The organism is Rhodococcus sp. 2G, from assembly GCF_001886355.1.
In the GTDB taxonomy this organism is placed as follows: domain Bacteria; phylum Actinomycetota; class Actinomycetes; order Mycobacteriales; family Mycobacteriaceae; genus Rhodococcus; species Rhodococcus pyridinivorans.
Genome location: NZ_CP018063.1, coordinates 320,494 through 334,508, shown reverse-complemented (window position 1 = coordinate 334,508; position 14,015 = coordinate 320,494). Strand labels below are relative to the sequence as shown.

9 protein-coding genes are annotated in these 14,015 nt (G+C 69.9%); 5 read left to right on the top strand and 4 right to left on the bottom strand.

The window, feature by feature from the left end; all coding sequences use genetic code 11:
• The first annotated feature begins 38 nt into the window (after nt 1–38).
• From BO226_RS01650 to BO226_RS01635, 4 genes are all read left to right on the top strand, one after another.
• Nucleotides 39–1,178 (top strand): DUF2786 domain-containing protein, encoded by a 1,140-nt coding sequence (locus BO226_RS01650; protein ID WP_051121661.1) that lies wholly within the window; start codon nt 39–41, stop codon nt 1,176–1,178.
• Nucleotides 1,179–1,312: 134 nt separating this feature from the next.
• Nucleotides 1,313–2,518, top strand: a complete 1,206-nt coding sequence (locus BO226_RS01645; RefSeq protein WP_083543564.1) for an NAD(P)/FAD-dependent oxidoreductase — start codon at nt 1,313–1,315, stop codon at nt 2,516–2,518.
• Complete coding sequence (locus BO226_RS01640) at nt 2,515–3,396, top strand: RNA polymerase sigma-70 factor (protein WP_024103206.1); 882 nt, start codon at nt 2,515–2,517, stop codon at nt 3,394–3,396. Before BO226_RS01645 ends, BO226_RS01640 begins: the two co-directional genes overlap by 4 nt.
• A gap of 12 nt (nt 3,397–3,408) precedes the next feature.
• Nucleotides 3,409–4,761, top strand: a complete 1,353-nt coding sequence (locus BO226_RS01635) for an aminodeoxychorismate synthase component I (protein WP_071934493.1) — start codon at nt 3,409–3,411, stop codon at nt 4,759–4,761.
• Here the strand turns inward: BO226_RS01635 and BO226_RS01630 are convergent.
• From BO226_RS01630 to rsmI, 3 genes are all read right to left on the bottom strand, one after another.
• Nucleotides 4,725–8,699 carry an nSTAND1 domain-containing NTPase gene (locus BO226_RS01630; protein WP_071934492.1) on the bottom strand — a complete coding sequence of 1,325 codons (3,975 nt, stop codon included), beginning with the start codon at nt 8,697–8,699 and terminating at the stop codon, nt 4,725–4,727. The genes BO226_RS01635 and BO226_RS01630 overlap by 37 nt on opposite strands.
• A gap of 286 nt (nt 8,700–8,985) precedes the next feature.
• Complete coding sequence (locus BO226_RS01625; RefSeq protein WP_006553808.1) at nt 8,986–10,389, bottom strand: alanine/glycine:cation symporter family protein; 1,404 nt, start codon at nt 10,387–10,389, stop codon at nt 8,986–8,988.
• Between the two features lie 224 nt (nt 10,390–10,613).
• Complete coding sequence (gene rsmI, locus BO226_RS01620) at nt 10,614–11,501, bottom strand: 16S rRNA (cytidine(1402)-2'-O)-methyltransferase (protein ID WP_071934491.1); 888 nt, start codon at nt 11,499–11,501, stop codon at nt 10,614–10,616.
• 23 nt (nt 11,502–11,524) lie between these two features.
• Here rsmI and BO226_RS01615 point away from each other — a divergent pair, with 23 nt between their 5' ends.
• Nucleotides 11,525–13,102 (top strand): dolichyl-phosphate-mannose--protein mannosyltransferase, encoded by a 1,578-nt coding sequence (locus tag BO226_RS01615; RefSeq protein WP_071934490.1) that lies wholly within the window; start codon nt 11,525–11,527, stop codon nt 13,100–13,102.
• 31 nt (nt 13,103–13,133) lie between these two features.
• Here the strand turns inward: BO226_RS01615 and BO226_RS01610 are convergent, their stop codons facing one another.
• The gene (locus BO226_RS01610) at nt 13,134–13,934 is read right to left on the bottom strand and encodes a T3SS (YopN, CesT) and YbjN peptide-binding chaperone 1 (RefSeq protein WP_006553805.1); all 801 of its coding nucleotides are present in this window, start codon (nt 13,932–13,934) and stop codon (nt 13,134–13,136) included.
• Between the last annotated feature and the right edge of the window lie 81 nt (nt 13,935–14,015).

The window sequence follows — 14,015 nt, the reverse complement described above, 5'->3', positions numbered from 1 at the left end:
GCGCAAACCTGTCGGTGCCGTGCGCCACACTGCGGCGCATGCGCAGCGATAGAACACATGTTCGATCCGATGGCCTGAACGAGCACTCCCTGCTCGCCGAGCTGGGCGGTGCCTACGAGCGGGGATGGCAGCCCGCCGACGTGCTCCACGTGACGGCCCGCTCGGGTGGTCCCTCCGATGTCGCACTGACGGCGGCCACGATGCTGTTCGACGCGCAGATCCGGCGCGCGGCCGAACGCGCCCCCGTCGAGTGGGTACGGCAGCTCGACGAGATCACCCGCCGGCACCCGCGTCCGGCCCACGCCGCCGGAGCCCCGACCCTGGCCGACGGTCTGTTCCGCGCGTTCCCCGACGTCACCCGCTTCGAGATCGAAGGGCTCGCCTTCACCTGGAAGTACCTGCCGTCCTTCGCGATCCTCACACCCCCGCCGTCGCGATGGCCGTCCGTCCGGTCCGGCGACCCGTCTGCGCCCGCCCCGCCCGACACCCGGATCCTCGAACGCATCCGGGCACTGCTGTCGAAGGCCGAGTCCACCGACTTCCCCGACGAGGCCGAAGCGCTCACCGCGAAGGCGCAGGAACTCGTCTCGCGTCACGCCGTGGGTGCGGCGCTGCTGGCCGGACCCGACTCCGGCACAGACCCGGTCGTCGGCCGGCGCATCCACCTCGACAGCCCGTACATCCGCGAGAAGGTCCTGCTCCTCACCGCCATCGGCGACGCGAACCGCGTGCGCACGGTGTGGTTCACCCGGGTGCAGATCGCGACGATCGTCGGTACCGCCACCGACCTGCAGCAGGCCGAGATGCTGTACACCTCGCTGCTCGTGCAGGCCGGACGGGCCGTGCAGGCGGCCGGAACGGCGGGGCGGCGCGGATCGTCCGCGACCTCCTTCCGCCGCGCCTTCCTCACCGGCTACGCGCACCGGATCGGCGAACGTCTCCGCGAGGCGGACGTCCGGGCCACCGCCCACGCCGCCGCCGACGCGCAGATGCCCATCACGAAACTCGCACCCATCCTCGCCAGACGCTCCGACGCCGTCGACACCGAGTTCCGGCGGTTGTTCCCCGTCACCCGCGACTCGCGTAGCCGCGGGGTCGACGCCGACGGCTTCCACGCCGGTCGGGATGCGGCCGAGACCGCCTCGCTGACAACGGAATTCCGCACGGTCGGTCGCTGACCGGATCGATCACCGACGAGGTCGACAGCAGGAGACGGGCGTCACAGGAATTCGCGGTGGCGCCGTGTCACATCCCTGCCACGAGCGGTGTCCTATCGGTGACACCACTTCCGACAAGCGAAGGGAACAGAGCGATGACGACGCAATTCCATGTGGTGGTCGTAGGGGCGGGCTACGCCGGAGTGATGGCTGCGAACCGCTTGCTCGCCGAACACCCCGAGGTGGCGGTCACCGTCGTGAACCCGCGACCGGTCTTCGTCGAACGCGTCCGGCTCCACCAGGTGGCGGCCGGATCCGGAACCGCCACACACGAACTGTCCGATCTCCTGCACCCGCGGGTGACGCTGCACGTCGGCACGGCCGTACGGATCGAGCCCTACGCGGTGTCCCTCGCCGACGGCACAGTCCTGCCATGCGACGCGGTGGTCTACGCCGTCGGCAGCACCACGGGCTCCGGCGCGATCCCCGGTGCGGAGAAGGCGTTCTCCGTCGCCGACCTCGACTCCGCCACTGCCCTGCGCGACGCGCTCATCGAGGCGGACGATCACGCCTCCGTCGTCGTGATCGGTGGCGGGCTCACCGGTCTCGAGACCGTCACCGAACTCGCACAGTCGCATCCGCGGCACACCCTCGTCCTCGTCGGCGATCCGGGAGCGGCCCTTCCTGTGAACACGCAGCGTTACATCCGCCACCGGCTCGACGAACTGGGCGTTCAGGTCCGGTCGGGAACGCGGGTCGCCCACATCGACGACGGCTCGGTCGTCCTCGACGACGGCTCCGAGATCCCCGCGACCCTCGTGGTCCGCACGGCCGGTTTCTCCGTGCCCGACCTGGCCCGTCGCAGCGGCCTGCCGGTCGACGACGACGGTCGTCTCCGGGTGCGCGACACCCTGCAGGCGGTCGACGGCTCGCCGATCGTCGGCGTGGGCGACGGCATGCCGGTCGTCGGCGTGGGCGACGTCATGCCGGTCGTCGGCGTGGGCGACGCAGTGGTGGTGGACGGCAACGACCACCTGCGCATGAGCTGCCAGGCGGCGATGCCGCTCGGCATCCACGGCGCCGACACGGTGTGGCAGTTGTTGCAGGGACGCGAGCCGGCACCGCTCTCGCTCGGTTTCGTCACGACCTGCATCTCTCTCGGCCGCGATCGCGGCGTCGTGCAGTTGTCGGCACGCGACGACACCCCGTCGAGGTGGGCCCTGCGCGGTCGGCTCGCAGCACCGGTGAAGGAAGCCGTCGTTCGTGGGACCATCCACACCATGCAACTCCAGGCGCGCGGACGTGCCCTGCCGTCCCGACGCGGACCGGACACCGCCGCACGCGAGAAGGCTCACGTATGACCGGCGACGACGTCTTCACCGAGCATCGGGGACTGCTGTTCTCGATCGCCTACGAGATCACCGGCAGTGTCGCCGACAGCGAGGACGTCCTGCAGGAGAGTTACATCCGCTGGGCCCGCACCGACACCGGCAGCGTCGACAATCCGCGGGCCTACGCGGCGCAGATCGTGACGCGTCAGGCGCTGAACTCGCTGCGCTCGGCGCAACGCCGCCGGGAGGACTACGTCGGGCCGTGGTTGCCCGAGCCGATGCTCACCGCCCCCGACGCAGCCGCCGAGGTCGAACTCGCCGAGTCGGTGTCGACCGCGATGCTGTTGGTGCTCGAGACATTGACGCCCGTCGAACGCGCGGTTTTCGTGATGCGCGAGGTGTTCGGTTTCGAGTACGGGCGCATCGCCGAGACGGTCGACCGTACCGAGAGTGCCGTCCGGCAGATCGCGCACCGCGCCCGCGAGCACGTCCATGCCCGGCAGCGACGCTTCACTCCCGCGGGCGACGAGACCGACCGGGTGGTCGCGGCGTTCCTCACCGCGGCCACCACCGGCGACCTCGACGGACTGCTGTCGCTGCTGGCTCCCGACGTGCGGTACCTCGCCGACGGTGGCGGCAAGGTCACTGCGGCCCGAGTTCCGGTCTTCGGCTCCGCGAAGGTCGCCGGCCTGTTCCTCGGACTGGTCCGGCATCCGCTGCCCGACATGACCATCGAGCCGGCCGTGGTGAACTCGATGCCCGGTTTCCTCGTCTACTCGGCAGGTGTCCTCGACATGGTGCTGCACCTCGAGATCGACGACCACCTGATCACCGGCGTCTACGTGGTCCGCAATCCCGACAAGCTCACGCATCTCCGGGCTCGTCCCGATGCTTCCGACCAGACATGACAAGCTGACGCCATGCGGATGGAACGACTCGGCCGCGGCGGCACCGTCGATCGCGTGCTCGGTGCACTCGCAGAACGCGCCAGGATCCTCGCGATCCCCGCCCCGGCGGCACTGTCGGGTGAATGGTTCGGGGCGGCGGCCGTGCTCGTCCCGTCCGTGTCCGTCGAATCCGTCCCACCGGCAGAGGTCTTCTCCCTCCCCGCGGACGCTCCCGGGCCCGGCGGTGCCGATCGGCGCTTCCAGCGCAGTGACGACCGGCCGCTCATCGGAGGCGGGCGCATCGGTTATCTCGCCTACCCGGATCGCATCCCGGACCGACCCGCGCTGCCCCTCGCCGCGAGCGGGTGGACCGACACTGTCCTGCGTCTCGACGCCGACGGGTGCTGGTGGTACGAGACCCTCGGTACCGCACCCTGCCCCGACGATCTCGCCGCGGCAGTCCTCGATTCACCGTCGACCGCCGCCCCGCCGACGAACGCCACAGAGTCGACGAACGCCACGGACTGGCACATCGACTGGACACCACCGCCTCGCGACGAGCACCGCCGCGGCGTCGAACACTGTCTCGACGCGATCCGCGCCGGCGAGGTGTACCAGGCGTGCGTGTGCACGCGGTTCACGGGCAGATGGGACGGCGATCCGCTGGCGTTCTTCGCCGACGGGATCTCCCGGACTGACCCTCCGCGCGCCGCCTACCTGCAGGGATCGTGGGGTGCGGTCGCGTCGCTCTCGCCCGAACTGTTCGTCTCCCTCCACGGCGACACGCTGCGGTCGAGTCCGATCAAGGGCACCCTCCCCCTCTCCGCCGACCCCGCCGGGCTACGGGCATCGGTCAAGGACGTCGCCGAGAACGTGATGATCGTCGATCTCGTCCGCAACGATCTCGGCCGCGTCGCCGAGACCGGTTCGGTGCGGGTCGAGGATCTTCTGACCGTGCGTCCCGCACCCGGCGTGTGGCATCTGGTGTCCACCGTCGCGGCGGAGCGGCGACCGGGTGTGACGGTCGCCGATGTGCTCGACGCGGCGTTCCCGCCCGCATCGGTGACGGGCTGCCCGAAACTCCGCGCCCGGACGCTGCTCACCAGGTGGGAGGGTTCCGCGCGAGGTGTCTACTGCGGCACCGTCGGCATGTCGAGTCCGATCGCCGGCACCGAACTGAACGTCGCGATCCGCACCGTCGAGTTCGGGCACGACGACAGCGGCAACGGCGTGTGCGCGCTCGGTGTGGGAGGCGGCATCACCATCGACTCCGATCCCGACGCGGAATGGCAGGAATGCCTCGACAAGGCCGCCAGCATCCTCGCGCTCGGCGACGCGCGGGCAGCCGTTCAGCACACCTCGTCGGGAGGCGACGGCAACTCGTAACGGTCGAGGACCTCCTCGAGTCGCACCGAGGTGGAACGGCAGATGCGGGCTACGACGGCATCGGCGTCGAGCCCCCATGTGCGGAGCAGACCGTCGCCACCGGCGGCGACGATGGTGCTGTCGGGCGCGAAGGTCACCTGCCATCGTCCCGTTCCCATGTCGGTGACCGGGCCACCGATCTCGTGCATGCCGCCCGGGTCGGCGACGTCCCACAGACGGACAGTGCCGTCGTCGCTGCCGCTGACCGCGCGGGTGCCGTCGAGGGTGATGGAGACGGAGTAGACCGTGCCGGTGTGGCCGCTCAACCGGGTCTCGCGGGCGACGAAGTCACCGGACTCGGTGCGGTCCCAGACCACCACGTCGTGGTCGTCCCCGCCGGTCACCAGCACGTCGCTCGACCCGCCGAAGGCCACGGTGTTCACGCCGGTTGCGTGCCCGTCCGAGACGTTCACCCGTGTCGGGGAGCGCGGATCGGTCACGTTCCAGGCGTAGATCTCGCTGTCGGCGCTCGTGACCACGAGACTTCGGCCGTCGGGGCTGATGGCAGCACTGCGCACGAGATTCTTCGGTCCCGTCAGCGGCTGGCCCCACGGCACCGGTTCGGCGGGATCCGCGATGTCCCACAACTGCACCGTGGAGTCGTCGGCGCCGGTCACGAGGGTCGTGCCGTCGGGTCCGAACGCCAGGGCGGAGGTGAACCTCGTGTCGAGCGGCACCGGATCGCCGAACGGCTTCGGTGTTGCCGGATCGCGCACGTCCCACAATTGCACGCTGCCGCCGGAGGTCGGTGCCGTGGCCAGGATCGTGCCCGCGGGCGAGAGCGCGCACACGTACGCACCGCCGAGCGGGCGCGGCAACGCGATCCCACCGGCGCGGTTCCAGTCGCCGCCCTGATCGACCCGCCAGAGCGTGACATCCGGTCCGTAGCTGCCGGTCGCGACGAGGGCTCCGGCACGATCGATCGCCGGCCTGGTCAGCGCTCCGTCGGCGACCGCCATCCGGGTCTGCGGCATCGTCCACACCCGGACGTTGGAATCCTGTCCGCCGGTGACGACGGTGGTCCCGGTCGGGCTCACCGCGAGCGTCGGGACACCGCCTCCGTGCCCGGTCAGCGGCGGGCCGATCTCGTCGAGGGTTCGTGTCGACGGGTCGACGTCCCACAGTTTCGCGGTGCCGTCCCAGGACGCGCTCGCCAGTGTGCGTCCGTCGGGGAGGAACGCGATGTTCCAGACACCGCCGGTGTGGGCGTTCGTCGGCACCCCCAGCGGGCGGGCCGCGCTCGGATCGGTGGTGTCGAACAGGTGCAGCACACCGTCGTCGCTGCTCGCCGCGAGGATCGTGCCGTCGCCGTTGAAGCTCACCGAATGGGCCACGTCGCCGAAACCGGTGAGCGGCTCACCGAGCGGCACCGGCCGCGAGGGCGTGCTCACGTCCCATAGCCGGACGGTGCGGTCGTCGCTCGACGTGGCGAGGACCTGCCCACCGGGACGGAAGGCCACCGTCCGCACACCACCGTCGTGCTCGTCGACCAAGGTGACGGGGAACCGGCCCGATCCGGGATCCGAGGTGTCGACGAGTGCGACGTGCCCGTCGTCGTAGGGCACGGCGAGCACCCGCCCGTTGGGTGAGTACCGCACGTTGTGCACGGCGCCGTCGGCGTAGACCTGCCGGTCGAGCACCACGCGCGGCGCGGCACGATCGGACGCGTCGTAGATCCACACACCGCCGTCACCTGCCCCGATCGCGAGGAAACGGCCGTCGGGGCTGAACGAGACGGACGCCATGTACTTCGACGACAACCGCAACGGCTCGCCCACGGCGGACGGTTCGTCGCCGTCGAGTGCCCACAGGCGGACGGTGCCGTCATCGCTCGCCGACGCGAGGGTGGCCCCGTCGGGGGAGACGACGACGCCGTAGACCGGCCCGGTGTGTCCGCTCAGTGTGTAGGCGAGGGGCACGGCCTGGCTGGCGATGAGCCTCGAGTACGCGACCGGGCTGTCGGGCTGGAGTTCGGCCGCGACGAGCGCCAGGTTCGCCGAGATCGTGGAGTCCTTGTCCCGCAGGGAGTCGGACAGCGCGACGATCTGCTGGAACTGCGCGGTGCTCCGTGCCGTCTCGGCCCGGCTCTTCGCGTCCCAGGCCAGTCCGGTCATGACGAACGCGATGATCGTGGACAGCGCCATCGCGGTGATGCCGACCCGCCGGGTCCGGGTCTCGCGGGCGATCTGCCGCCGGGAGGCGTCGAGGAAGGCCACCGCGGTGGGGCTGAGCGCGACCGGCCCGCGCCGGCCCTCGGGAGTGCCCGCCATGGCGAGGTGCGGATTCTGCTCGGACACGACGTCCATGCGTCCGCGCTGGTAGAGCAGCTCGCGGTTGCGTCCGGAGCCGAGCCAGGTCGACGCGTCGGCCTCGATCTGCTGTCGCAGGGCGGCACCGGCGCGGTCCTGCTGGATCCAGGACTTGAGTCGGGGCCACGCGTCGATCACCGCATCGTGGATGAGTTCGACATAGTCGGCGTCGACGACGAGCACACGTGCCGACACGAAATGGTCGAGGACGCGCTTCGACGCGTCGCGATCCTCCCCGCCGACCGCGAGCAGTTCGTTCAGCGACCGCGCGATCTTGACGTCCGTGCCGGTCGTGGTGACGTACACCAGGTGGACGAGCATCGAGCGGGCACGGGCACGGTCGGAATCGTCGGCGAGACTCTCCCACGCTCGTTCGGCGCCGGCGGCGACGGATCCGCGGACCCCGCCGGTCGCGCGGTAGGCGGCGACGGTGAGCGTGCCCCCGCTGCGCTTGTCCCACAGGGAGTCGAGCAGGTGGGACAGCAGGGGAAGTTCGGTGCCGCTGATCTCACCGTCGGCCAGTCCGGTGAGGTCGTGGAGGATGAGGTCGACGAGACCTGGTTCGAGGCGGACACCCACGAGTTTGGCGGGCGCGGTGATGACCTCGACGAGATCGTCGCGGTCGAGGGGCTGGACGGTCTTGGTCCGCCGTTCGAGGGCCCGGGCGAGCACGGGAGTGGCCACTGCCTGGTCGTAGAAGTCCGACCTCATCGTCGCGACGACGAGTGCGGGCGCGTCGCCGTCCGAACCGGTCGACGCCGTCTCGATGAGGGTGAGGAACTCGGTGCGCAGAGCGACGTCGCTGCACTGGGTGAACAGTTCCTCGATCTGGTCGACGACGATCAGCAGCAAGGACGACGACGTACGGGAGGTCGCGGCACGCAGGGCCGCGTGGACGGCGGTGTGGTCGGCGGGGTCGCCGACGTCGGTCAGTTCGGGGAGCGCGTCGACGAGTCGTGCCACCGGGTCGGTGCCGGGGGTGAGGACCACCGGGTGGCAGTCCGGCGCGGAACACAGCTGGGGAATGAGACCGGCCTGTACGAGCGAGGACTTGCCGACGCCGGAGGCACCGGTCACCACGACCGGGCCCTGCCCGTGGGAGGCCGTCACCACGTCGGCGAGGGTCCGCACACTCTGGGCGCGCCCGAAGAACAACCGGGCGTCGTTCTGACGGTAGGAGGCGAGTCCCTTGTAAGGGCGGATCCCGGGCGGCACCGATACCGATGCCGATTCCTTGGTGCGCGGAGCGTTCGCCTGGCCGCGCGCGGCCTTCCACCAGTTCTCCCACTGCTTCAGGGAGTACAGACCGGGGGCCGGCGGTTCGGCGTTGAGCTCCCGCGCCGCGCGGATGAGGACCACGAGCACCGGATGCACCGACTCGAAGTTGGCCGGCATCCGGTTGCCGCTGCGCCAGTCGCTGACCCGCTGTACGGAGACGGTCCGGTCGCTGCCCACCGCCCGGGCGACGGTCGCGGCATCCGAGACGACCTTCTTGAGGGCGGGACGACCGGCTGCGGCGAACAGCATGCGCAACTGGTCGGCGAAGAACTGACGCTGCGCCGAACCAGGCTTTCCGCCGGTCTCTGACATCCGTTCCGCGCCCTTCGTGCTCCCGTTCCCCGCCTGCAAACATCCGCTGCGGAAAAATTCCTCACCACGTCTGAGCAGGGATGATACCGGTTCCGCGCCGGTCGGTATTCTTCGTCCCCATCAAAGACGGGGAAGAGTGGTGACCACGCAAGGTTCGGCCTTGCAGTGTGGGGCGGGGGCCTCCACGCCGATAGGGACTGACGAGGGGTAGTTCCGGGTCGGCGTGGAGGCATGCTCCACATACGTTCGGCCCCGCATCACGCGGGGCCCTTCGCGTATCCCCGGCCTACTTCACGACGTCGGGATCGTCCGTCGCGACGGGGCTGTTCAACAGATACGGATCGCGATCCAGGTAGGCCTTCGTCTCCCGCGCGATCAGACCCGACAGCACCAGCAGACCGATCAGGTTCGGCAGCGCCATGAGGCCGTTCATCACGTCCGAGAAGTTCCAGACCACCTCGAGCTGGGTGGTGGCACCGATGAACACCACGATCACGAAGATCGCGCGGTAGGGCACCACGCCGCGGCGACCGACGAGACGCTCGACGCACCGCTCGCCGTAGTACGACCAGCCGAGGATCGTCGAGAAGGCGAAGAAGACGACCGAGATGGCAACGATCCAGTGACCCCAGTCCCCACCGAGGCCGTCGGCGAAGCCGGCCGATGTCATCGCGGCGCCCTGCTCGCCGGACTCCCAGGCTCCGGTCGTGACGATGACCAGACCGGTGAAGGTGACGACGATGATCGTGTCGATGAACGTCTGGGTCATCGACACCAGGCCCTGACGCACCGGGTGGGTGGTCTGGGCGGCCGCGGCGGCGATCGCCGCGCTGCCCATGCCCGACTCGTTCGAGAAGATGCCGCGCGCCACGCCGTAACGCAGAGCGATCATGAAGACCGATCCGATGAAGCCACCGGTGGCCGCCGTGCCGGTGAAGGCATCGGTGAAGATGAGCGCGAAGGCATCGGGGATCTGCGTGAAGTTGACCGCGAGGACGATGATGCCGGCGCCGACGTAGAGGAGGATCATCGCGGGCACGAAGCCGGCGGTGACCCTGCCGATGGACTTGATGCCGCCGAGCAGGACTGCCGCGGCGAGCACGGTCATCACGATGCCACTGAGCCAGGTCGGCACACCGAAGGTGCCGTCGAGCTGGGTGGCGACGGTGTTGGCCTGGGTCATGTTGCCGATGCCGAAGCTGGCGAGCACGGCGAACACCGCGAACAGCAGGCTCAGGACGAGACCGGCCTTGTTGGGGATGGCGCGGGCGAGGTAGTACTGCGGACCACCGCTCTGCTCACCCTTGGCGTCGGTCGTGCGGTACTTCACGCCGAGGAACGCCTCGGAGTACTTGCTGGCCATGCCGACCAGGCCGGTGACCCACATCCAGAACAGCGCGCCGGGCCCGCCGAAGTAGATCGCGGTGCCGACACCAGCGATGTTGCCCACGCCCACCGTCGCGGCGAGCGCGGTGGTCAGTGCCTGGTACTGGGAGATGTCGCCTTCGGTGGCGCCTTCGTCGTGGCGGGTGATCAGACCCAGCCGCAGTGCGGGCCACAGCTTGCGGAACTGGATGCCCTTCAGCCGAATCGTGAGCACGAGGCCCGTGCCCAACAGCAGCGGGATGAGCAGGTACGGCCCCCACACCACCCCGCCCACCTCGACGAGGAAATCGTTCACCGAATCCATCCGCGTCCTCCTGATCGTCCGAAGCCCCCGACAGCGTCCGACCGGCCGGTGCCGGTGACGTCTGCGCTCGGGACCCGGCAGAGTCTAGGCTTCCGTGGCACGCAATGTCCCCGGACCCCGCGGCGCGTCCGATATGCGTTCTTCTCGATCGGTGGGCGGCAGGCCGCGTCAGTCGCGACGCGCTTCCAGCACCGCGTCAGTCGCGACGCGCTTCCAGCACCGCGTCAGTCGCGACGCGCTTCCAGCACCGCGTCGTACAGTTCGCGCTTCGAGACCGTCGCACCGGACGACGTCGACGCCGCTTCGGCGACGACGGCGCAGGCGTCCTTCAGCCGCATCCCGTCCTCGACCTTCCGTTCCACCTCGTCGACGAGGTCGACGGGGTCGGTGGCCACGGCAACCGCCCCTTCGAGCACCACGGTGATCTCACCGCGCGCGCCCTCGACGGCCCACTCGGCGAGTTCGGCGAGCGTGCCGCGGCGCACTTCCTCGTAGGTCTTGGTGAGTTCGCGGCAGACGGCGGCGCGACGGTCACCGCCGAGCACGTCGACGGCGTCGGCCAGACAGGCCGCGAGCCGGTGCGGTGCCTCGAAGAACACCACGGCGCGAGGCTCCTGGACGAGCGTGCCGAAATACGCGCGTCGCTGGCCCGGTTTGCGGGGTGGGAACCCGTCGAAGCAGAACCGCTCGACCGGCAGGCCCGACAGGGCGAGGGCGGTGGTCACGGCGGACGGGCCGGGTAGGCAGGTCACCGGCAGACCGGTCTCGACGCACGCCGCGACGAGCCGATAGCCGGGATCGCTCACCGACGGCATGCCCGCGTCGGTGACGAGCAGGACGGTGCGGCCCTCCTCGATGTCGGTGACCAGGCCCGGCAGTCGCGACACCTCGACCTGATCGTAGAAGCTCACGACCCGCCCGGTGATGGTGACGCCGAGCGCCGCGGCGAGTGCCTTGGTGCGCCGGGTGTCCTCGGCGGCGATGACGTCGGCGGTGCCGAGAGCGTCGCGGAGACGCGCCGAGGCGTCACCGATATCTCCCATCGGAGTGGCGGCCAGCACGAGCCGGCCCTCTCCCGGGTTCGCGCCGTGGACCGGTTTGGCTGCCTGCATACGGCTCAGCCTACGATCGGAACGTGACCGTGACGGACCGCAGCCCTTCACAGGCCCCCGGCCGTGGTCCGTCGGCAGCGCAGGATCGTCGCCTCATCGGTCCAGGCCCGTTGGTGCCCGGACCCGAGCCCCTTCCGGGAGATCGGGCGCGGGGCTGGATCGTCACCGCCTTCGTCACGGCGCTCGCCGCGATCACGCGGTTCACGATGCTCAACTACCCCACCGATGCGAAGACGCCGGTGTTCGACGAGAAGCACTACGCACCGCAGGGCTGGCAGGTGCTCACCGGCGGCTGGATCGAGGACAATCCCGGCTACGGGCTCGTCGTGCATCCGCCCGTCGGCAAACAGATGATCGCGCTCGGCGAGGCACTGTTCGGATACACCGCGTGGGGTTGGCGTTTCTCGGCCGCTGCGGCCGGTGTCGTGCTCGTCCTGCTGGTCGTGCGGATCGTGCGGCGGCTGACCCGTTCGACGATGCTCGGCGCGATCGCCGGTCTGCTGCTCGTCGTCGACGGGGTGACCTTCGTGTCGTCCCGCCTCGGCATGCTCGACATCTTCCAGGCGGTCTTCGTCGTCGCGGCCTTCGGATGCCTGATCGTCGATCGCGACGATGTGCGTTCCCGCATGGCGAAGGTGCACGCCGAGGGCCGTGTCCTCGACAGTGTGTGGGGTCCGCGTTTCGGGGTGCGCTGGTGGCGCTTCGGTGCGGGCATCCTGCTGGGTCTCGCGGTGGGCACCAAGTGGTCGGGCCTGTATTTCATCGCGTTCTTCGGGCTGATGTCCGTGGCCTTCGACCTCGCGACGCGTCGCGCGTACCGGGTGCAGCGACCGTGGATCGGGACGGCCCTGCGCGACATCGGCCCGGCACTGTATGCCCTCGTGCTCGTCCCGCTCGGGGTGTACCTGTCGACCTACTGGGCGTGGTTCGCGAGCGAGACCGGCGTCTACCGTCACGCGGTCGGCTCGCGGATCGGCCACGACGGGATGTTCTCGTTCGTGCCCGACGCGCTGCGGTCACTCTGGTACTACAGCGCGAGCGTCCTGGAGTTCCACTCCGGCCTGACGAACTCGGCCGGCAACCAGCATCCCTGGGAGTCGAAGCCGTGGACGTGGCCGATGGGCCTGCGTCCGATGCTGTACTACTTCGCCGACGGTGAGCGGATCAGCGGATGCGACGCCGAGCAGTGCGTCAAGGCCGTGATGCTGATCGGAACGCCGGCGCTGTGGTGGGTGTCGGTGCCGGTGCTCGGATGGGGACTGTGGCAGCTGCTCGTCCGCCGCGACTGGCGGTGGGCCGCGGTGCTCACCGGATACGGCGCGGGGATCCTCCCGTGGTTCGCGAGCCTCGACCGGCAGATGTACTACTTCTACGCGGTGCCGATGGCGCCGTTCCTGGTGATGGGTGTCGCGCTGGTGCTCGGCGACATCCTCGGGTCGCCGCACGCCTCGACGGAACGACGGACGACCGGGCTGCTCGTGGTGTGCCTGTATGTCGGGCTCGTCATCGCGAACTTCGTGTGGTTGTGGCCGATTCTCACGGCGCTGCCGATCACCCCGGAGCACTGGAACGACCAGCTGTGGCTCCCCAGCTGGCGCTGAGCGGAGCGCAGTCGCTCGTCCCGAGGAGAGCTCAGTTGGGTTCGTCGAGCACGCTGCCCTCGGCCAGCTCGACGTCGCGGTCCCTGTCGGAGCCGTAGCGGATGCCGTCGAAGCGGCGCTCGAATCGCTCGTCGACGACCGTGAGGAAGCCCTTGAGTCGTTGGAGCAGCTCGGACAGGTGGCGGGGCACGAACGGATCGCCGAGCAGGTCGACGGTGGCGACAAGCCGGTCCTCGACGAGCACCACCTTGATGTGCGGCCACGTCCGGTTCAGTTCGGTGAGCTCGGCGAGCGCGTGGGTGCGACCGCCGGTGGGCGCGGCTCCCGGGGTGTCGTCCTCGGGGATCGCGTGCAGCAGCGGTGCCCACAGCCGGATGCTGCCGTCGTCGTCGATCACGACGAAGACCACATGGGAGTCGAGGACGACGACGAAGTCGCCGTCGGCGTCGACCGGCACAGGACGGCCGAGGGCGTGCGCGAGCGCATCGCTCACGCGTTCGCGGAGGTCGCCGAGGGCTGAGGGCGGGTGTGCCTGCAAGAAGGCCGGATGCGGCACCTTCCCGCGACCGCGCAGCACCGACACGATGTGCCGGGCGAGCGTGTCGGCCTCGGACACAGGCCTGGTGACCGGCTCGGATCCGGTGACCTCGATCGTGGCGTGTCCCCCGGCGCTCGCGAGCACCCGCACGCAGGCCGCGGGCCCCGAGGCGGTCTCGGCGTGCAGTTCGAAGGCGTCGGGTCCGGCGAGTTCGGAGATGCGCCGGGCCAGTTGCGAGGCGTAACGGGACCAATCGCGGTCGAGGGCCTCGTCGAATCGGTCGGTGTCGGTCACGCGCACTCCTCTCGAAGAGCAACTGCCGGGCAGGCGACACCGTACTCGGGGTGGGCGACAACTCACCGCAGGCACGCGGCG

Bases quoted from the DNA above. Each gene is read 5' to 3' on its own strand.
- BO226_RS01650 (WP_051121661.1), top strand. From the start codon at position 39: ATGCGCAGCGATAGAACACATGTTCGATCCGATGGCCTGAACGAGCAC.
- BO226_RS01645 (WP_083543564.1), top strand. From the start codon at position 1,313: ATGACGACGCAATTCCATGTGGTGGTCGTAGGGGCGGGCTACGCCGGA.
- BO226_RS01640 (WP_024103206.1), top strand. From the start codon at position 2,515: ATGACCGGCGACGACGTCTTCACCGAGCATCGGGGACTGCTGTTCTCG.
- BO226_RS01635 (WP_071934493.1), top strand. From the start codon at position 3,409: ATGCGGATGGAACGACTCGGCCGCGGCGGCACCGTCGATCGCGTGCTC.
- BO226_RS01630 (WP_071934492.1), bottom strand. From the start codon at position 8,699: ATGTCAGAGACCGGCGGAAAGCCTGGTTCGGCGCAGCGTCAGTTCTTC.
- BO226_RS01625 (WP_006553808.1), bottom strand. From the start codon at position 10,389: ATGGATTCGGTGAACGATTTCCTCGTCGAGGTGGGCGGGGTGGTGTGG.
- rsmI (WP_071934491.1), bottom strand. From the start codon at position 11,501: ATGCAGGCAGCCAAACCGGTCCACGGCGCGAACCCGGGAGAGGGCCGG.